Below are 21,153 nucleotides of genomic sequence, written 5' to 3'. Positions count from 1 at the left end.
GCCCGACAAAGGGTTGACCAATGGGCTGACCATTCACATCCCACAACCGTACTGTGTTGTCACCACTGCCACTGACAATCCACTGACCATCGGGGGAAAACGCCACTGAATTAACCCCATTTTCATGCCCCTGAAGGAACAATAAGACTCTGCCAGAGGATGCTTCCCAAACTTGTACAGTCCCTTTACTATCTCCAATCACCAATTTTTTGCCATCAGCACTAAATGCCACCGACAAGACCGCTCCGAGAATTGGCGCAAAGACCGAATTCGTGAGATCCGCTCCCATCAAATTTATCCACCGCAAGCTGGCATTAGCAAAGTTTACGTCTGTAATAACAGTATGGCTGAAATCAGATTTTTCCAGACTATAAGGATTTCTTGTTAGTAGTAATTTCACCAGGTTGCCACCCATATAACCCACCTGAGTCTGGTTTTTGCCACGGGTTGACTGAATTTGTGCGAGCAACCGTTGTTTAAATACTTGCTCATCTAACATTGGCACAGCTAAATCCAGCAAAGCTTTTGCCAAGGGAGCCGTACCAAAATAATTAGATAATTTTTCTAAAGATGCTTTGGCGAATGAATTTAGCGGTGTTATTGAGAGCGGTTGCCTATCTTCCCCGCACTGTCGTTGAAAGTATTCTGACCAAGTGTAATCTTGTGGTGGAACAGTATTTAAATGAGACTGTGCTTGAGCCAGTTCTGTGAAATCGTTGGCTAAAACGCCTAACTCTGCCACCAGCTTGTAGGCAGCAAAAAACTCCAATAATGAACGATGGGCAGGGCTGTAGTCTCCTTCGGCATTACGAATTAGCATTGTTTGCCCCATCATGTCGTAATGCCAGTGGTCTAAATCTTTTTCTTCTTGGACTACAGCAGGAAATAAACGCCGAATCCGGTCGGGAAATTCTTTGTAGTTCATGCTCATCTGGTCTGTTGAGAGCATTTCCCAGGACAACTCACACAAAAAATAGAGCTTATCTGCCAATGAGGTAAAGGTACGGTTGGTTTTGATATCTCTCTCCATCTTGTGCCGCACAGCATATAAATATACCCGTGATATATCTACTGGCTTGCCCGCTTCAATCTCTGGCAAGGCTTCTATAATCAGTTCCGTCATTACAGGACGACGGGCCAAATCCCGCAATGTCGGATTACTCATTATCTGTTCTACTGTCTCTGGTTCAGCACGAAACGCTAGTACCTGCCGAATTTGCTCGTCATCAAATTTTTCTAATTCCAGCACTTCAAAGCGCGGTGTCTCTAGAGGCAAGTTAATTGTAGAAGCTTGCAACTCTGCACTTAGCAAAGCCCTGCCTTCTTTAGCTTCGGGGAAATGTTCGGTGCGACAGGTGAGAATTACCTTTGCCCCTGGTACTACTACTTTGGCTAGTTCCCAGAAGTTGTTGATCATCTCTTGGCGATTGACTCTAGCTGCCATTTCATCAAAGCCATCAAAAATCAACAACACTTTACCCATGCGGTTGAGTTGTTCAAAGGCAGAATAACCAGGCAGTGGGATTTCATGCTTGCGGAAAAAGAATTCTGAAAATAGCGATTCTACACTGACTGCTTTGGCATAGTCCCGTAAAGGAATGACTAATGGTAGACGTGGGCGTTCTACTCCCCGGCGTTGAGCATCACGATAGCGTTGCAGGGCAGTCCAGGCATAATGCAACCCAAACCAGGTTTTACCAGTGCCAAATTCACCCAAAATAGAAAGGTGTTCTTTGGCAGGATCATCAAGCCAGCGCTCAACATAACCATCAATCCAACCATCAGCTTGAGCGTAATGGCTCATGCCCATTTTCTGCTTTGAGATGGGATCAAATTCCTCTTTGGTACAAGCTAGGGGTACATAAGTGCGGTCAATTCCCCGTTGCTTGATTTCATTTTCTAGCCATTTGAGGTAGCCACTAAAATCGGCATCTCGATCCAGCAGATCATCAAGGGTGTAGCAGAATAAATCCTGGTTTTCTTGCTTGCTCACCTCATCTTTGGCAGCGCGACTGACACGGCGATTGGTGATTAGCCAACCTATATCTGTTTTTCGAGTATTTACTGACTGTCGCAAGGCAGCAACATCTGCCATTCCGGCTTCTCCTGTGATGCCGCGTATCAAAACTCGGTTATATCCCTTTTTCTCTACAGGGTTATTGACATTAATAATCCACTCAAAATAATTTTCATTGTTAATTTCATACTTTTCAAAGCCATAGCGCAAGGCAGTGAACCAAGCCTGTAATTGCTCTGCTAATTTATTCGTCTGATTTGGTGGACTCGAAGTTTGTACAGGCGCAGATTGAACAGCTTGCTTATTCTTTGTTTCTTTCCTAAAAAAGAGATTAATACACCCCAAATTGTTGGAGATGAATTTTTGGGGTGCTGTTTCTAATTCCTGCCGTAAGAATGCTACTAGGGTTTCGTTGGTGACCCATTGGTTAGATAGTTCAGCCAAGTCAAATCCGCGCAAAATCGCGCTAGTGAGTACACTACTGGCTGTACGCACATTTTCATTGGCTAGCTCAAATTCTCTGCAAGCAGCAATAAAACAGCGATCGCGTGTATTTCCGCGATCGCCCGGATCAGCGTCTGTAAAATTGAGTAGTTCCCCACTGTAACAACAGTCCAACAAGATAATCTGCTGCCGTACTGGGCTGTCTTGCAATAAATCACGCAGCCACTTTAATCGCAGTCCCCAGTTCCCATCACAATCGGTATCACTAGTAGCTAGAAAACCTTCTTTGCGCCGACCTTTACGAAGACCATGCCCAGAAAAATAGAAGAGGGCTGTATCTGGAACGCTTTTACCTTCAGGATCAAATAGTTGCTCTAAAGCCTTCTCTAAATCTGCAACCTTGACTTCCTGATTCTTTGCGATGCGCGGTGCATGATCTTCACGCTGATCTAGGAATTCTGGCAATCGCTTGACATGAAAATTTCCAGCTTCACTGAGTCGCTTGGCGATCGCTTCTGCATCGTTAGCAGGCGATCGTAAGGCTGATGCTCCTGGAAAATTATACTTATTAATGCCAACAACTAAAGCATCTCTACTCATTTAATATGCGACTTTTTATAAAAATTCGGGAAAATTTCTCAAAATTCTAGCTATTGTTTGATTTTAATCGTATTTTCACAGGCAAGAATCGAGTAAATATTCCTGACTAAATATTTACCCATGAGAGTCACTTTTCTTTTAGAGGCGTAAATATTGGTCTGTCGCCATCTAAACCTCGTAATAAATAAGTTGTCAATTGCTGACCTAACTCTTGTTCTTGCTTAGGATTAATAGGTATTTGCCAACGAAGAGATTTGTAAAGTTCTAAGCGATACAAATCAAACGCAGATTCCAATAAGCTACAGTAAATACTTGCGGCATCAACTGCCCAATAATAAGCAAAGATTGCCCCCACTAACCCAGCAGGGATAGCCCACCAAGCCCAAAGAGTCCAAACGATAAACAGCAAACTCCACACCCAAAAACGGGCTGCTGTATTCAGATTTGACCGTGCTTCTTGTAATTCTTTCTTCACTCCATCCGGTAATAGTAGCCAGAGGCGAGACCAGCAAATTACAGCATCCAAGCCATATTTATCATAAGGGCGGCTTTCAGCGGCTCTGAGGATATTACCTAACTTTGTAGGCATTAACCTATTAGGTTGAGATGGAAACTGCATAAGTTGTCCATCCAGCGTTACATATTCCTCTAATTCCTCGTTAGTTATAACTTGTTGATCTTTTTTATCAGCCAGGGTTTGCCAACGCTTATCTTTTCGTTTCAAATCACGCTCTTTTTGCTGTATCATCCAGCGTCGTAAAGGTAGCAACCAAGCAGACCAATAGCCTTCTAAAAATCTTAAAATAAATAAATCGAACCTTTGAACCACAAAACCTGAGACAGCAATAATCAGCAAACCACTTACCATGACAACAATCAGCAAAGATTCTGGTTGCTGTTTAAGCCAGTCTTCCAAAGGTTTTCGACCAAAACGCCATACCCAAGCTAGTAGTCCCCCAATCCAGAAAACAAAGGCTGGTGTTAGTATGTTCGCAGCCCAGTTTTCTGCCAGCTTTCCACCCAGACTTTCCAAAAATTTGGTTGGCATATTTTGTAATTAATCAGCAGGTATTAACGGGACATTATGAGTAGGACAGTTTGGTATAGCTGTTCCGACAGAGCGACGATACCAACTATAATCATCCCCTTGAGGACATCTATATTTTGAAGCAGATATTGGTTGACCTTTACCTGGAAGTGGCTCAAAACCTTTTGTTATCGGTTTTTCACTCAGAAACTCAGCCATCCAGTCGTCAGTATCTGGGTAACTTTTGAAGATTTCCAAAATCTGGTCATGGACTTGCTGTCCAGCTTTAGCTTGTGCCAATAGTTCAGATAATTGTCGGTCTACTTGAACCGCATCATCTCCTAAAAGTTCTGGAAGAAAAGGACGAATCAAACGCGTTCCCTCCAGAATATCTTCAGGTTCAAACACCACAACTTAAAACCTCATTATGTAAGATTAATGGCTAATTATTTTATATATACACTGAAATAGATTAACATAATTAATTTTTGAGCATAGATGGAGCTTCTGCTAACATTAATGAATTTTTTACCCTTCTATAGAAATCATATAGAAATCCGCTTTGATTTCTGAACTAATTTGCGTAGGCAGGCAATCAATACTGCTCGCTTTGTGCATTTTTAACTCGGAATAGGGTTTGGGAAAAGGTTAAAGGTTAAAGGTTAAAGGTTAAAGGTTTTTTCTTTCCCCTTTCCCCCGCCCCTTATCCCCAGAGGGGGCCCCACCTTCCCCTTTTCCCCAAAACCCGACAAGTATTGGGCAGGCAATAGGCAATAGTCAAGAAGGCTTCTTAGTTGTTACCTGTTGCCTGCCTATCGCGCTTGCGCTGCGACACGATCCGCGAACGCACACCACGCAAATTCGTTCAGAAATCAAAGCCCCTATATCATTAAGTATTGTGAGCTTTCTTTGTGATATGAAGACTTGTACTAATAAGAAAGCGACATTAAATTTGTAAAGTTGATTAAAACGATAGTTTCTGCATCAAATAGAATAAGCGACATTTACAATTTGAAAATATTAGGTTTACGACCTTAAGTGTATGAAACAAGGTAAAATCACTATCGAATTTGAAAAACTTCTAAAAACTAGTTTGACTCTTGTATAGCAAGAGTTGTAAGGTTTAAAATTAGCGACATTTAATTTGTGAACATACAACATTCACGGTTGTTAAAAATCCTGGCAGATATAGCGCTAACCTTTGGGCCTCCCAGATCGGGAGGCTTTCCTATATTCCGCAGACTTACACGCCATTCTGCTTAAACCATGCCAAGAGACGTTTCCAACCTTCCTTAGCTTCTTTCTCGCGGTAGGAGGGACGATAATCGGCAAAAAATGCGTGGGGTGCATCTGGGTAGACGATGATTTCAGATTTACTGCTGCTGGACTTTAAGCGATCGCGCATCTGCTCTACTGTATCTAATGGAATACCTGTATCCTTCCCACCATAGAGTCCGAGAACTGGAACTGTCAGTTTTGATGCAATATCGACGGGATACTTGGGCTGAAGTTCAGTAGCATCGCCCACGAGTCTCCCGTACCAAGCCACACCAGCCTTCACCTTGGGATTGTGGGCTGCATATAACCAGGTAATGCGGCCGCCCCAGCAGAAGCCTGTAATCCCCAATTTGTCGGCATTACCCTTAGCTGATTTCACCGCCCAGTTTACCGTAGCGTCAAGATCGGATAACACTTGGGCATCTGGAACTTTGGCAACAATTGGGCGAATTTCGTCTATGCTGCTTAATTTTAAGACATCGCCTTGACGTACAAATAATTCGGGTGCGATCGCTAAATACCCCAACCGAGCAAAGCGACGAGCAACATCCTGAATATGCTCATGGACACCAAAGATTTCTTGGATTACCAGGACAATGGGAAAATTGTCACCAGTAGCAGGTGCTGCTCTGTAAGCAGGGATTTCGCCATCTTTAACGGGAATTTTCACCGCACCAGCTACCAGTCCCTTAGCATCAGTGCTAATGACTTGGGCAGAAATGGGTTGCACTGCCAAGGCAAAACCCGTCGCCAGAGTGGTTGTTGCGATAAATTTGCGGCGTGTTATTTCTTTCATCATCTCTACCTTGAATTGGCGAAAACTTTATTGTTGCTTATCCGTACAGTACTACAATGAGATATACTACGGTTTACCCATAAGTTTACTGCAATACTAGCTGTCTTTGCTACTTCAGTTTTCGCCATCAAGAGCGATCGCCTCATCTTTCCCGATTTATCCAATCTTTTCCACCAGCTAACTAACTGAGATAATCATCCATAATCGCTGGTAATTCCTTTAGCGAAGAAGTCTATGTTAAAGCCATCGACATCCTCTCAACGCTAATCAGGAGTAATTGATATAAGCTGCACTATAGTAATCCTAAATGAGTTGTGAAAATGCGCGATGTCCAGATTCCCGACTTCTCGAAGAAGTCGGGGATCTAATTTTTCCCCCAAATAATGAGATAAATTTTATGCCGTAAAGTTGAAATCTACAGCAAACTAATTAATCGAAATCTTTCAAGATAATATGTTTTTTTAAGTCAAAACTGATTACACCTTCCTCTTGTAATTTGCCCATCAATCGTGTGATTGTGACTCTCGTAGTACAGCAGGCACTAGCAATATCTTCATGAGTGAAGCGAACACTTAGGCGAGTACCCTCCGGCACAGTTTCACCCACTTCTCGTTTCAAAAGTTGTAATAGATGCTGCAAACGCTCTTGTACCCGTCGTTTTCCACAAATGACTAAAAAAGATTCTGTTTGCTGTAACCGCTGATTAATTTTTGGTAAAAGAGTATGACTCAGATTTGGAGAAGCTGCTATCTCTGACGCATAAATTGACACCAACTCAACATCCGAGAGGGCTGTTGCTTGGTAAATGTTTAAAGATGTCAAACTAGAACCAAAAACCATTCCTGCTGTTGCCAATCCTATTAGCAGTTCTTCACCAGTTTCACTGTAGGTAGTGAGTTTGACCAAACCCTGACAAACATACCAAATTACTAATGGGTTGAGGGGAATAGTTTCTCCTTTAGAGTGTTTATGTCTGGGACGAGTATTGAAAAGATCGTTGTCATTCTTAATTATTACTGATTCAAACTGCTGTCGGTCAGTAATATTACGCACTATCCAGCGCAGAGAAATTGCTTTACCCTGGTGATTGCGGACAACTGCCACTGTCAACGCTGCATCAAAAAACTCGCCATAATGTTGTTGTAAACGTACCAATAACTCTTTAACTCTGTCTGATTGGGATAGCTGGACAAGTTCGTTGCGAATCTGCTGACGTTCTTCTAAAACGACAAAATTAATCATTGGTTTGCCCACCAAAAAATGCTTTGAAACATTGAGCAACTTAGCTGCGGTAAGATTAGCTTCTTGGATGATTCCTTCTGTATTTGTTACTAAATAGCCGTCTGGAGCAAACTCGAATAATTCTTGATAGTGTTGGCGTTCCGCTTCTAACCAATCCCGTGTTTGTAATAGTTCCTCATTTTGCTGATACAGTTCCTCCGCCGCTAATTGTACTATCTTTGAAGTGTTATAGAGTTCCTTGAAAGCTTGTGGCAGCAGATCCGCGGGAATCCAAGGTAATACATTCGCAGTTTGGTATAAATCTGCTAAACGCTTATGCAATACTTCTGTGCGTTGGATAAATTTTTCTATGTTCACCTTAAATACCCGCTACTTGCTTGCAGAGGTTGAGCAAAAAATCTACTAAATAAATTCTTGGAAAAATTGCAGCATTCCCAATTTTGCTGAATGAGAAATTTAACTAGTTGTAAACTGCAATTGTTATTCAATTGAACTTATAAAATACATTTATTTTAGGTTTTTGACAATTTATGTCCTATAGCACTACAGATGGGCCAGTCTTTTAAATGAGACGTGTGGCATTCAACCTAGATGCTCAAAGTAAATTAAATCTAGGAAATTACAAGGTGTCCATTGAAAACTTTTCGCCACTCAGATGCTTTTTACAAAAAAGATTACGGCATATTGCGAAGTATTACTTCTACCTCTGGTGGGAAAAATTGCTTGACTTAGCTAAATAGGATCACCAAATCTGCTGCTCTAAGAATTATGCTAATTAGTGACTGAACTGTTCAGCCCGTCAAGATTATAACTAACAGATAAATTAGATAAGATACCACAGTCGGAAAACTCTGAATCTCAACCTTAATTTCTCATGATTGTTTAACCCGCTTTGTTATTTCCCCAATGAATGATTTAGTGTTAATGATAATTGTTTCCATTTTTACCTACGATAACTGATCAGACTTTCTCCAACTTCCATCACAAGAATCAAGGCACTACTACCAAAGATATAGAATCTAAGTTAAGTTTCTTTGTGATCCTGAATACGTTCATTATTAATAAATTTCATAACGAGATTCCCAATTTCTTTAAGAAGTTAGGAATCTGAGCCTTTCGATTTTCAATGACATAAAAAACTCCATCCCCTTGTAGGTGGAGTTTTTGGGCATGGGGAAGAAGTTACCAATGCCCTATTGCCTATTGCCTGCCCAATACTTGTCGGTTAAGGGGAAAAGGGGAAGGTGGGGCCCCCTCTGGGGATAAGGGGCGGGGGAAAGGGGAAAGAAAAAACCTTTAACCTTTAACCTTTAACCTTTTCCCAAACCCTATTCCGAGTTAAAAATGCACAAAGCGAGCAGTATTGATTGCCTGCCCACGCAAGTAAATTCAAACATCAAAGCGGATTCCTATATAGTAATCCTATTTGATTTGTGAAAATCCGCGGTGTCGAGATCCCCGACTTCTCAAAGAAGTCGGGGATCTAATTTTCCACGAATGATTTAGGACTCCTATATATACTATTTTTTTAACTTCTAAGTTGCACAGGCATAGCTAAATAGGTCATTTTCAAACCACCCAATGGTGTAAAAATAACTGGAGTTAGGCTTTGATTTAAATGCATTTGAATTTCGGAAGATGGTAACTCTTTCAAGCCTTCCATCAAATATTTAATGTTAAAAGCAATTTCAATGTTTTCCCCAGAAATCTGTGCCGGCATTGACTCTCTACCACTGCCCACATCTTGAGCTTCACATGATAAAGTAATTTCTTGAGCTTCGCTATCAATACTGACCTTGACAATATTATTTTTCTGATCAGCTAGTACAGCAATCCGTTCCAAAGTGCTGACGAATTGTCGCCGTTCAATTGTCACTTGCCGCTCAAATTGGCGGGGGATTAATTGTCGATAAGCAGGATATTGCCCTTCTAATGTGCGACTAGTCAAGCGTTGATTTTGCCATGCAAACACAACTTGACCTTGATCGAAATATAAAGCTACAGGTTCATCTGATGAGGCGCTATGAGCTAGCATTCGTTGGAGTTCGCGTAATGCTCTAGCTGGCACTGTCACTTCTAGTTGAGTAGTTCCGCCTAGAGGACGCTCGTTGCTAGTTTCTACTACTGCTAGGCGATGTCCGTCAGTAGCTGCAAATTCTAGGGTATCTTGTTTAACTGTTAAATGTACTCCCGTAAGTACTTGCTTGGTTTCATCACCACTCGTAGCAAACAATGAACCTCGTAATCCCTCAATTAATGCAGCAGTGGTGAGATGGATTACTTCGGTATTTTCAATTATAGGTAGTTCGGGAAATTCTTCAGGCCCCATTGCTCGGACTTGGTAATGTCCACTCTTGGGTGTGAGTGTCACTATTAAACCCTCTCCACCGGGTGTTGCACCTGTGAGGGCTGATTCATCATCTAAAGTGATTTCGCCTTCTGCAAGACGAGAGGTGATATCTACAAGTAACTTAGCAGGAAGTGCGATCGCACCTCCTTGCCATACCTCTGCGTTAAAGCTGGTGCGGATTCCTAAGCTGAGATCAAAGGCTGTTAAACTTACCTGGTTAGTTTCAGCATCCGCTTGTAGCAACACATTGGCAAGTACTGGATGAGTTGGTCGTGAAGGCACTGCACGACTTACGAGTGAGAGATTTGTACTGAGATCGCTTTGGGAGCAAACTAATTTCATAAGTCAGATTCAGCTGGTGAAAGATATCCTAACACCCTTATTGCTCATAGGCGATCGCAGTTTTTGAGTTAGGTACTTCTTAAATTTACTCAGCACTCAGCACTCAGCACTGAGTTGGTAAAGATAGTCCCACCTGGGATGAATTAATTCTTGCAGTTGTTCATACAGATACATTCTGATTATTAGCTTCTACAGGTAAGAATCCACCTGCCTGCATTTTCCATAACCTGTAGTAAGCACCGCGGCGTGCCAGCAGTTTTGCATGAGTACCATCTTCGATAATGCGCCCTTGATCAAATACCAAAATGCGGTCTAGATGGGCAATTGTAGAAAGTCGATGAGCCACCACGATGACCGTTTTGCCATCCATTGCTAAATCTAAAGTGTCTTGGATCGCTTTTTCGGTGATGGAATCGAGGCTGGAGGTAGCTTCATCTAGAATCAGGATCGGCGCGTCTTTGAGAATTACCCGCGCGATCGCAATCCTTTGTCTTTGCCCTCCAGAAAGTTTGACACCACGCTCACCAACCAAAGAATCATACCCTTCCTTAATCTGCGCGATAAAATCGTGAGCATAGGCCTGGCGTGCTGCTTCGACCACTTCCTCGTCGCTGGCATCCAGTCGTCCATAACGAATATTTTCTATTAATGTCCGATGGAACAAAGACGGATCTTGAGGAATCAAGCTGATCTGGGAGTGTAGGGCATCTTGCGTCATGTCTCGAATATCCACCCCATCAATGAGAATCTGTCCCGATTGGGGGTCGAATTGACGCAAAATCAGATTGACGAAACTGGATTTCCCTGAGCCAGAAAAGCCAACCAGTCCGACACGCTGGCCTGGTTGGATGGTTATAGACAGGTTGTCGAATACTTTTTTACCAAGGGAATAGCTAAAATTTACTTGCCGAAACTCAATTTGTCCCTGAGTGATTGAGTGAGCGATCGCACTATCCCGATCAATGATCTCGTGGGGTTGAACAATAGTGAAGACACCATTGGCAATATTGCCGATATGTTCAAAAAATTCTAAAAACCGTTTACTTAAATTGCGGGCTTCACTGATGATTAACAGCGACAGACTGGTTGCTACAACGAAATCCGCAGTTGCGATCGTCCCCTGACTCCAAAGTGAGAGCGAGTAATACAAAGTGCCAATTTTCAGAACTGCTGCTGAGATAAACTGAAACCAGCGGATTCGCTCCGAGTACCAGTTGGATTTTCTCACCTCTTTGAGTTCGTCCCTTAATTGCTCATTCAAATAGCGTCGTTCAAAACCCAGGCGAGCAAACAGTCTGCTACTAGTGAGATTTGTTACCGCATCTACAATGATGCCAGTTGTTTCACTTCTTGCTGCTGCGGCTTTGCGTGAGTAAATTCGGCAGCGAGTCGCCAGCCAGAACGAAATACTGATGAAAAGAACTGCCCATATCCCCACGAATCCAGCAAGTGGAGGATAGACGCGATACAGTAATATCGTGGTGACAGTATACACGATGATTACTGGCATAAATTCAGTAATCAGCATTTGCATCGTCTGAGTCACACCCAGAGAAGTTTCGCTAATCCGATGTGCCAATGCTCCAGAAAAACTGCTGCTGAGGTAACGATGAGAATGGTGCTGCAAGTAAGCATATAGAGAACGGACGATGTGCTGTCGGTGGAGCGGATGGAGGATTGTCTGTAAGAGTCCAGCCGATCGCCCGAATACTACTTCACCCAAACTCAAGGCGATGAACAACATCAGAGGTTGGCTCACGGCATCAAAAATCTGCTTACTGTCCCCTGGCGATCGCGTCACGCCCCGGATGATCTCACCAATGGCATAAGGTAACATGATGCCACAGGTTGCGTGTATTACCTCCAGAATCACCATTGCCACATACCACCAGCGAAACTGGTTAACAAAATAGCAAATGAACCTAAAGGTCGTCGCTGGCAAGTTGGGCGCGTCGGCAGCACGTTGAAAGGATTTCGATTGTTTGGACTTTTTCTTCATGAGAGTCGATCTTGTAGCATCTTTTTCGGCTTCTCTTTAACAACTCGATTGAGTGGGGACAAATAACATTGAAATAAAGCTAGAAGACTTTGTTCACAGTGCCAAAGCTTTCTTAAGTAGCAATATTCAAACGATAAATATCCATCTCAACTCCATGAAATATCGTTCTTCTTTCGTGTTTCATACCCAACTTCCCAAGCACTCTGATCGATGCTGTGTTTGCTCGTTCGACAATGCCGAGGATATATGGAAATTTGAGTTGCTCAAATCCGTATTTAATTGTTGCTAACGCGGCTTCACTTGCTAATCCCTTACCCCAAAACTCTGGATTTAGCCGATACCCAATTTCTGGTTCGTTTACATTTTCAATTTGTTCTATTGCAATTCCACAGTAACCAATCAATTGGTTGCTTTCTTTTAAAATGACAGCCCACTTTCCAAATCCGAACGCTTTATAAGAAATCATGAAACTAACTATTTTAGCCTGCGTTTGGGAAGCTGATAGAATTCCAGTAGGAGAAAATTCCATTACTTTTGGATTTGCAAGTATTGGCGCAAGTTGATGCACGTCTTTTTCTTGGAATTCTCGAAGGATTAGGCGTTGTGTTTCTAAGCAAAACATTCTTTCTGAAGGGGCTTAAGGGTGATAAAAAGACAACAATAAACTGCTAAAGCAACCGTCTGATTTTACACCTTAGCTCCTCATAACTAATGAAAAAAGTACTAGACCATAATTTCTGGCGGTGTAATCGCAGCATACAAATCAGGCGCAAGTAACGCATCCTGAATATTAATTTTCTTCGGTATGACACCCTCTTTAAAGAATAAATCTGCTACACGCTGTTGTTCCGCTATCAGTTCAGGACTTAGGCCTCTGCGTCCTGCGAAAGTGCGACGAGACATTACCTTATCGGCCACATCTTCATCGAGCTTTTGTGTTGCGATCATCAACTTTTTCACTTCATTTCGATTCGCTTCTGCCCACTTATCAAGAGCATGAAGTTCTTCAATGATAATTTTGAGTAAGCCAGGATTTTCTTGGGCAAACTTCCTATCAGCAATATAATAGCCCCCAGGAGAATCTAGCCCAACAGAATCTCTGAGAACGCGAATTCGACCCATCTTTTGAGCGATCGCATAATGCGGATCTCCAGTCATCCAAACGGGAATTCTCCCTTCGAGAAACGCACCCCGCGCCTCGATAGTCGCCATACTTTTGATTTTGATATCCTTAATTGTCAAGCCGATTGACTGCAAAGCTCTAAGAATAAAATAGTGCGATGCCGAGCCTTTTTGAAAATAAACTTCTTGCCCCTTGATATCCTCAAATTTCTGAAGGGGAGACTCTGGAGGTACAGCAATTACACTACTTGTTCCTGTTCTTTCGGTTCTTTGTGTACCGACGACATAAACAAGGTCTGAACCAGCGACTTGGGCAAAAATTGGCGGCGTTTCTCCTACTGATCCTACGTCAACTCTTTTCGCAGCCATACCTTCCATGAGTTGAGGCCCTTGGACAAATTGCGCCCATTCCACCTTGATTCCCAGTGGCTCTAAGCGTTTCTCTAAAACTTGCCGATTTCTGAACAGATCCCCTGCACTCTGATAACCCATGCGGAGAACTTTAGTTTTTATACCAAGAGAAATTGAATTGCCACTAGTACTTGCTACATTCTGTTGGCCTTGTTGGCTACAACTTCCCAACAAATATGCCATCGAAAAACCGCCCAGACTAGATGTAGCAACATTTAGAAAACGACGGCGTTTAATCATAGTTGTTTGATAGATGAAATAGTTTGGATTGGAAAGGTTAAAATTTGCAAAACTAACGCAGAGAATCTCCCCTGCGATATTCTGCGGTGATGTCGTCGAGTTTTTGTTTCAAACTGTCGTCGAGTTTTAGTTCTATAGCCTTGAGGGTGTCAGTCAGTTGTTCTGGACGACTAGCACCAATAATAGGGGCAGTAATAATCGGATTAGCCAGCACCCAAGCTACTGCTAGGGTAGTGAGCGACAATCCAGCAAATTCCGCCACTGTGCGTAATTCTTCCACAGTATTGAACTCGCGATCGCGCCAGTATCGTTCTTGATAACGTTCTGCGGCAGTACCCAAGGTGAAACGAGTCCCTGCGGCGGGGCCTTGAGTAAGATTGTGTTTGCCAGTGAGTAGACCACCTGCTAAGGGATTGTAAGGAATTACACCTAATCCTTCTTCTTTCGCCAAGGGCAAAAGTTCTCGCTCAATTTCGCGGAACAACAAATTATAGCGGGGTTGAATCGAGACGAAGCGAATTAAATTTCGCACATCGGCGCGGCCCAAGGCGCGGGCGAGTCGGTAAGCTAAGAAGTTAGAAACCCCAATGTAGCGTACCTTACCAGCCCGAACTATGGTGTCCAGTGCTTCCAGAGTCTCATCAAGAGGGGTTGAGGCATCATCAGAGTGCAATTGGTACAGGTCAACATAATCAGTTCCCAGTCTTCTGAGGGAAGCATCGATCGCATCCAAAATGTGTTTACGCGAAGCACCCTGATCCCAAGGTGCAGGGCCAACTTTACCTACAGCCTTGGTAGCCAAAATAAAATGTTCGCGTTTGCCTTTGAGCCAGCGCCCAATAATTTCTTCGGTATTTCCAGCCGTAGCAAGCCCACCCCCAAGTGGATACACATCAGCTGTATCAAGAAAGTTGATTCCCGCATCGGCGGCGGTGTCAAGGATTTGCCGGGAAGTTTCTTCATCTGTCTGCAATCCGAAGGTCATTGTACCGAGACAGAGACGGGAAACGGTCAATCCAGTTTGACCGAGTTTAGTTGTTGGTAATGTCATGTTAGAAGAGGAAAGGAATTCTATTTAGCGCTCTTTGCGGTAAGAGTAGAGACGGCGATTTATCGCGTTTCTCTAACCGTCAAAATGAATTTGACAGACTACTAATGGTCTGTCCCATTAGTTCTGAAGGGTTAGCGGTGGTCAGATCCCCGACTTCTTGAAGAAGTCGGGGATCTTGCAGCCCATCAAAATGAATTTGACAGACTACTAATCTCTTACGCCGTTACCAAATTTTTATCTGCTTGTGGAGATTGGATGTTAGCTACCTTAGATTCAACCGCCGTACCCTTAAAGAAGTCGGGATTAGCTTGAGTATAAAACTTGTAAGGATTATGGAATACATAAGCCTTAAAGTCCGCTTCAGAAATCACACCTTCTTGTACCAAATCCCAGCTTTCCGCTAGTGGATCGGTCAAATCTGGTACATCCCAGTGACCAACATCTGAGGAATAGATGGCATTGATTTTCACACCCAAGGGATTGGCTTTGTCGTTGAATGCTGCTGCAATGGTGCGATCGTCAGACTCGGAACCAAAGAAGAAACTATTTACCCAGCGATCGCGGATGTCTTCAATTGTTTCAATCCCGGCTGCGGCAAAATCTTCTAGTTCACTACCAACGGGTGAGCGGCTATGACGGTTGAAGGAAGAACCCAAGACACTCTTTGTTAGTTCCTCTTTACTCAGAGGATGTTCTTGCAGGAATTCGCTACCAAAACGCTCAAACAACACTAACAACTCATCAGCATTTGCGAATTCTGGGTTGTAGTTTTGCAGCCCTTTAAGATTGCGTTTGGAGAAACGATCTACTAAATGAATGTAGACGTGAGCGCCCCAATCTGCACCACCTTCGAGCATGGCTACGCGCAACTGTGGGAAACGTTTGGTAACACCACCAAAGAACAACGCCTTGGCAAATGCTTGGGAGCCATCGGCGAAATGACCGATGTGGTTGTTCATGTAGTTACTGATGGAGGAGCGCCCAGTCCAACCTTGACTGCCGTAATGGGTAGTAACGGGTACACCTAATTCAACTGCTTTTGCCCAGAATGGATCGTAGTCATATTCACTATCCAATCCGTAAAAGTCAATGTAGGATGCATACTTGGCGATTTCAGGATATTGATCTGCTGGATATTTATCAGCGATCGCCTTAATTGGCCGTTTCACACCACCAGGAATGTTTGCCACCTTCAGCCCTAGTGTTTTCACTGCAAATTCTAGCTCCTCAACGGCTTCTTGAGGATTACCCATCGGGATACCAGCTACCGGTGTCAAGCGATCGCTATATTTCCGGTACAAGTCAGCATGATAGTGATTGACCGCCCGTTGCAGTGCTTGACGGTTCTCTTTACTTGCTCCAGCTGGTGCAAGAACATTATTTGGAAACAACACCGAATAATCTGATCCTTGCTCTGCTTGACGCTCATAGAATAGTTCGGGAAGAGTGTAAGTAGCGAGATCCAAAGTATTGCGGGTAACTCTCGCCCACCAAGGCGATCGAATTGTCCGGTTGTATTGACGTTCTTCAGAAGTTTGTTGATACCAGTCTTTACCATTGCTCTTGGAATTGAGACGAGAAGCTTCTGCTTTCCGCAATTCATCTACGAGTTTTGAGCCACCGTATTTAGCAATATAATCCTCCAGCGCCGGAGTGAAATCATTAGTGTGAACATCGGTATCAATTATTGGATAATTAAGCTTTGCCTTGATTGCGGCGGAACGGGAAGTTTTCAATCTGCTATATTCAGTCATGTTTTTTCCTTTCCTATGGCACGCTATGCGAACAAAAAATTACAGGTTTTATCCAGCACTATTTGGATGCTGGTTAAGCTTTTAGCTACGATTTTCAGGCTACTGTAGAGCATCTGGCGGCGATCTACAGAACGTGGCTTTGACGAAGTATGGATTAATCATCAGTAAACAATTCATCTGGAGAAGGTTGATACCCCAACGCCACTTGCTTTATGCCGGGAAACCCGTCCACCGCAGTGGCTCCCCCTTGTCGGCGGTCTTTCAACTCAAGACTTTTCATGCCAAAACCAATCTCTCACCGACTTGTTTAGCGCTAAAACGATTACCCGGACGACGCAAACCCAAATTTTCCCGCAAAGTACTACCCTCGTATTCAGTACGGAACAGTCCGCGTTTCTGCAAGATGGGAACGACCAAGTTCACGAAGTCATCCAACCCTGTAGGCAAAATTGGCGGCATGATATTAAAACCATCTGCTGCACCGTTGTTGAACCATTCCTCTAGTTGATCGGCAATACTTTCGGGAGTACCAAGTATAGTGCGATGACCTCGTGCAGTAGCCAGAGACAGATACAACTGACGTAGTGTGAGAGTCCCACGAGTAGCCAAATCTCTAACTAGTTTCAGACGACTCTTGTTGTTGTTAGTGTCACTGGGCAGTTCAGGAGCGAGATCATCTAGAGAATACTTGGATAGATCCACACCCTTGTAATAGTTCTTTAAAATACCCCAAGCTACATCGGGATGAATCAACGATTGCAGAAATTCGTATTTTTCTTGAGCTTCTTCCTCAGTACGCCCAATAATTGGGAAAGCCCCAGGCATAATTTTCAGATCCTCTGGAGAACGCCCATATTGCGCCAACCTCCCTTTGATATCAGCATAAAATTCCTGGGCATCGGCTAGGGTTTGATTGGCGGTGAAGATTACCTCAGCAGTACGCGCAGCTAAGTCCCGTCCGGCTTCAGAGGCTCCAGCCTGTACAATCACTGGGTAGCCTTGGGGCGGACGACCGACGTTTAAGGGGCCTTTGACAGAAAAATGTTTGCCCTTGTGGTTGAGTATGTGCAGTTTGTCAGGCTCGAAATAGATACCAGATTCTCTGTCACGGATGAAGGCATCATCTTCCCAACTGTCCCACAATCCTTTCACCACTTCCATAAACTCTTTAGCACGTTCATAACGGTGGCTGTGTTCTGGATGATGCTCAAGACCGAAATTAAGTGCGGCATTCTCGTTACCTGTAGTAACTACATTCCAGCCCGCCCGCCCTTTACTCAAGTGATCCAAGGAAGCAAACTTCCGCGCCAGGGTGTAGGGTTCTTCGTAGGTAGTCGAAGCGGTGGCAATGAAGCCGATATTTTGGGTTACAGAAGACAAGGCCGAAAAGAGTGTGACTGGCTCAAAATGGACAAGTTTACCATTGCGTTTTTGAGTTTCTGGAGCACCACCCCAAACTCCTGGACTGTCCGCCAGAAAAACTGCATCGAACAAGCCGCGTTGGGCAGTCTGGGTAATTTCTTTGTAATGCTCAAAATTGAATCCAGCGTCTATCTGTGCATCTGGATGTCGCCAGGCGGAAACGTGATGTCCAGTGGCTTGAATGAATGCACCTAAACGAAACTTGCGTGTTTTACTCATTATTTTTTATTATTCTGTGGCTCTGGCTAAGTAGTCGTCATGAACTGTATACACTAGATGAAAGTCCACTTTACTGACTCATTGACTTTTACTCAGCAACGCCAATTGCTACAATTCGGGGAACCCACCCACGGCGCTGTCTCCCCAACACAGTGGCTACACCATGCTATAAGCCGCAAAAACGTCTACAGCACTCAGCACTTTAAACTAGATAGCCATGTGATAAATCACACAACGAGGGCATGAAAATATTTCTCTACCCAGTCATCCGTCATCAGTCCCTATTTTCAAGTCAGTCAGCCAGTAAATGAAATGCTGTAGTGTATTACTCAAAAAATACTATAACTCGATTGATTTACCGTATTTTGCTCTGTAACAAAGCTTTTCATACTTACAAGAAAAATGCAAGTGCCTTTAACACAAGTTTGCTAATAAATTCTTTTGAAACTATGTCTTAGGAGGATTGTTTTTTATTTGATTTTATGTATACACCCAGAATCAATAGTAAAAAATACAAAATACCGTGTCCATAAACCAGAATTCAGAATCGATGAAAACTTATAGAATGGGCGAATGCAATACTGATATTCTTCACTGCTAGTGCCGTGTTGTTCCTCATATTACTTGGGAACAACACGGCACTAGCAAAAAGTTAAAATTGATTGGCTGCCAGTTGAATTTTTTGGGCGACACCGATAGCAAATCCACAAGTATCATAGCCCGTCATAGACATCGCTTTTGTAAATAACTCACCTGCGATCGCCTACGATGCACGGAATGCGATCGCAAATCAATTACGAATTACGAATTACGAATTACGAATTACGAATTACGAATTAATTAAACGCGTCCCCACATTAAAATGCGTTTGTAAGGGAAAAAGAAAGGTTGTTCATCTTCCAATTTTTCAAATAACTTTTCCCTATACCGTTTTACAAATCGTTCATAAGTCTGAGTATCTAAGCGCGACTCGTATGCCGTTAGTAGCGTACCGCGATACCATTCCACTACAGATTCTCGTGACGGTAGAACATGATCATAGATTTGAAGTTTTACTTCCTGTTTAATAAACTCCAGACTATACAGTAGTTTGGCATAATTCGCTGGAGTCAGTACTTCCAAGCGCCGCACATATCCCCCCAATTCTTGACTAAAATCCTTGGCTGTTTCAAGCGCTAACTGATGTACTGGTTCATCGTCCATCGTTGGGATTTGTATAGCCAGTTGTCCACCTGGACGTAACTTGCGGCGTAATTTTTCAAATAAAGCTTCGTGTCCTGTTAACCATTGCAAAGCGGCATTAGAAAAGATTAAATCAAACTCTCCTTCTCCTGGGTTATCCTCTATTTTTCCTTGCTCAAACCGTAGTCCGTTACCTTCATATTGCCGTGCTTTTTGCAGCATATTTTCAGAAGCATCTATTCCCAGAGTTTCTTGTGCTGCTAGTGTATCGTGCAGATATTTAGTTAACTTTCCCGTTCCAGATCCTAAATCTAGAACTCGTAAGTTTTCTTGTCGATGTACCATGTCTACCAAATCATAAAATGGGCGACTTCTTTGGGATTGAAACCGTTCATATAATTCTGGATTCCATTTATCTGGCATTTTGTAACTCTACCTCCTAAATACACAATATAGGACTCATATTTGATTTCTGAAAAAACTCAGTACAACCAAGAAGCCTTCTTTCCTGTTGCCTATTGCCTATTGCCTATTCCCTGCCTATGCAAATCAGTTCAGAAATCAAAGCGGATTCCTATATCCTAAAGCTGCCACAGCCATATTCGCTTCTTGTGGTTTAGCAACATCAGTACTGAACATTGTTTAAATGAAGTTACTGTTAAGAACTAATTTTTAATCTAAAGTTCAGCTAAATTAAATTTGTTGAAAATTATACCAAAATATTTTGCAAACTTAATAATTCTTTTTTAAGGCAGTGCTAGCATCTGAGTAATTAGAATAACGAAGTGTTACGTAAATTCTAATTTTTACGAATTTAGTAATTAGGAAATGAAATTTAACTCACTACTTACTAAATTTTTCTCATGCTATCTACCACTAAAATCATGATTTCCAAAAAAATCTCCGCAAAAATTGCTTATATTACTGCTATTTGTGCAGCTATAAATATTGCAGCTATCACTAAAACTCCTACAGCAAATGCAGCAAGCTTAAGTATAGTTAATGCAGGTTTTGAAGAACCAATAATAGGAGAAGGAGAATTTACTACTAATGTGTTACCTGGCTGGACATTATATGATCCATCTAACCTGACATCTGCCAGTATAGGTGTTGGTGAGCCAATTTATGGTGCATACAATCCTACAGCAGACGTTTATTTTAACGAAGCTCCAGAAGGAAATAATGTTGGATATCTTTACCTCACTTATCCACCTGGAAGTGTTGCTGTGGGAATATCACAAACCCTTACCAGTCTATTGACAGCTAATACGAAATATACCTTACAGGTTGAAATAGCCAATATTCCACCTGTGAATGGTTTCACTATTTTAGATGGTTTCCCTGGCTATGCTATTCAATTATTAGCTGGAGGAACTTTACTTACTCAAGATTTTAATAGCCTGAGCATCATAGAAGGAGCTTTTGTTACCTCTAGCATTTCGTATACTACTTCAGCTAATAACCCAAACTTAGGACAAGCATTAGAAATTCGATTGCTGAATATTTTAGAGAGTGATGGTATAGAAATTAATTTCGATAATGTGAAATTAGACGCAACTCAAATTCCAGAGCCTGCATCGATTTTGGGTATAACATTAGGATTTGTAAGTGCAAGTTTAGCTTTGAAAAAAAGAAAGATGATTAGACAATAATGAGG

The 21,153-nt window shown here is 42.6% G+C and carries 15 protein-coding genes; 1 reads left to right on the top strand and 14 read right to left on the bottom strand.

Translation table 11 applies throughout. The features are described from left to right. The 14 genes from ABF638_RS13170 to ABF638_RS13105 form a co-directional block, all read right to left on the bottom strand. Positions 1-3,061: caspase family protein (locus tag ABF638_RS13170; protein ID WP_435023134.1), on the bottom strand; the 3,061-nt coding region annotated here is incomplete at its 3' end. Between the two features lie 127 nt (positions 3,062-3,188). Next, positions 3,189-4,109: a hypothetical protein gene (locus tag ABF638_RS13165; protein ID WP_435023133.1), complete on the bottom strand. Its 921-nt coding sequence runs from the start codon at positions 4,107-4,109 to the stop codon at positions 3,189-3,191. 9 nt (positions 4,110-4,118) lie between these two features. Further along, a complete protein-coding gene (locus tag ABF638_RS13160) occupies positions 4,119-4,499 on the bottom strand; it encodes a hypothetical protein (protein ID WP_435023132.1) in 381 nt (126 codons plus the stop codon). Between the two features lie 832 nt (positions 4,500-5,331). Beyond that, positions 5,332-6,162, bottom strand: coding sequence for a dienelactone hydrolase family protein (locus ABF638_RS13155; protein WP_435023137.1), 831 nt, complete (start codon positions 6,160-6,162; stop codon positions 5,332-5,334). Between the two features lie 429 nt (positions 6,163-6,591). Beyond that, positions 6,592-7,761 (bottom strand): PAS domain S-box protein, encoded by a 1,170-nt coding sequence (locus ABF638_RS13150; RefSeq protein ID WP_435023131.1) that lies wholly within the window; start codon positions 7,759-7,761, stop codon positions 6,592-6,594. Positions 7,762-8,932: 1,171 nt separating this feature from the next. Further along, a complete protein-coding gene (gene dnaN, locus ABF638_RS13145; protein ID WP_435023130.1) occupies positions 8,933-10,096 on the bottom strand; it encodes a DNA polymerase III subunit beta in 1,164 nt (387 codons plus the stop codon). 160 nt (positions 10,097-10,256) lie between these two features. Further along, positions 10,257-12,095: an ABC transporter ATP-binding protein gene (locus tag ABF638_RS13140; protein WP_435023129.1), complete on the bottom strand. Its 1,839-nt coding sequence runs from the start codon at positions 12,093-12,095 to the stop codon at positions 10,257-10,259. Between the two features lie 112 nt (positions 12,096-12,207). Next, entirely contained in the window at positions 12,208-12,717 is a 510-nt protein-coding gene (locus ABF638_RS13135; RefSeq protein WP_435023128.1) for a GNAT family N-acetyltransferase, read from the bottom strand. A gap of 101 nt (positions 12,718-12,818) precedes the next feature. Continuing rightward, positions 12,819-13,868, bottom strand: a complete 1,050-nt coding sequence (locus ABF638_RS13130) for an aliphatic sulfonate ABC transporter substrate-binding protein (RefSeq protein WP_435023127.1) — start codon at positions 13,866-13,868, stop codon at positions 12,819-12,821. 52 nt (positions 13,869-13,920) lie between these two features. Continuing rightward, complete coding sequence (locus tag ABF638_RS13125; protein WP_435023126.1) at positions 13,921-14,919, bottom strand: aldo/keto reductase; 999 nt, start codon at positions 14,917-14,919, stop codon at positions 13,921-13,923. A 215-nt stretch (positions 14,920-15,134) separates the two neighbouring features. Beyond that, entirely contained in the window at positions 15,135-16,673 is a 1,539-nt protein-coding gene (locus ABF638_RS13120; RefSeq protein ID WP_435023125.1) for an amidohydrolase family protein, read from the bottom strand. Positions 16,674-16,827: 154 nt separating this feature from the next. Continuing rightward, on the bottom strand, positions 16,828-16,953 hold the full coding sequence (locus ABF638_RS13115; protein ID WP_435023124.1) for a hypothetical protein: 126 nt from the start codon (positions 16,951-16,953) through the stop codon (positions 16,828-16,830). Further along, complete coding sequence (locus tag ABF638_RS13110) at positions 16,950-18,314, bottom strand: LLM class flavin-dependent oxidoreductase (RefSeq protein WP_435023123.1); 1,365 nt, start codon at positions 18,312-18,314, stop codon at positions 16,950-16,952. Before ABF638_RS13110 ends, ABF638_RS13115 begins: the two co-directional genes overlap by 4 nt. Positions 18,315-19,154: 840 nt before the next feature. After that, a complete protein-coding gene (locus ABF638_RS13105; RefSeq protein ID WP_435023122.1) occupies positions 19,155-19,919 on the bottom strand; it encodes a methyltransferase domain-containing protein in 765 nt (254 codons plus the stop codon). Between the two features lie 440 nt (positions 19,920-20,359). On the opposite strand from ABF638_RS13105, the gene ABF638_RS13100 reads away from it, so the two are divergent. Next, complete coding sequence (locus ABF638_RS13100; protein WP_435023121.1) at positions 20,360-21,148, top strand: PEP-CTERM sorting domain-containing protein; 789 nt, start codon at positions 20,360-20,362, stop codon at positions 21,146-21,148. The last annotated feature ends 5 nt before the right edge of the window (positions 21,149-21,153 follow it).

The sequence above is a fragment of the Nostoc sp. CALU 1950 genome, assembly GCF_051172895.1.
GTDB classification, from domain to species: Bacteria; Cyanobacteriota; Cyanobacteriia; order Cyanobacteriales; family Nostocaceae; genus Nostoc; species Nostoc edaphicum_A.
Note: the sequence above shows the minus strand (reverse complement) of the source record. Positions and strands in the feature narration are given on the sequence as shown.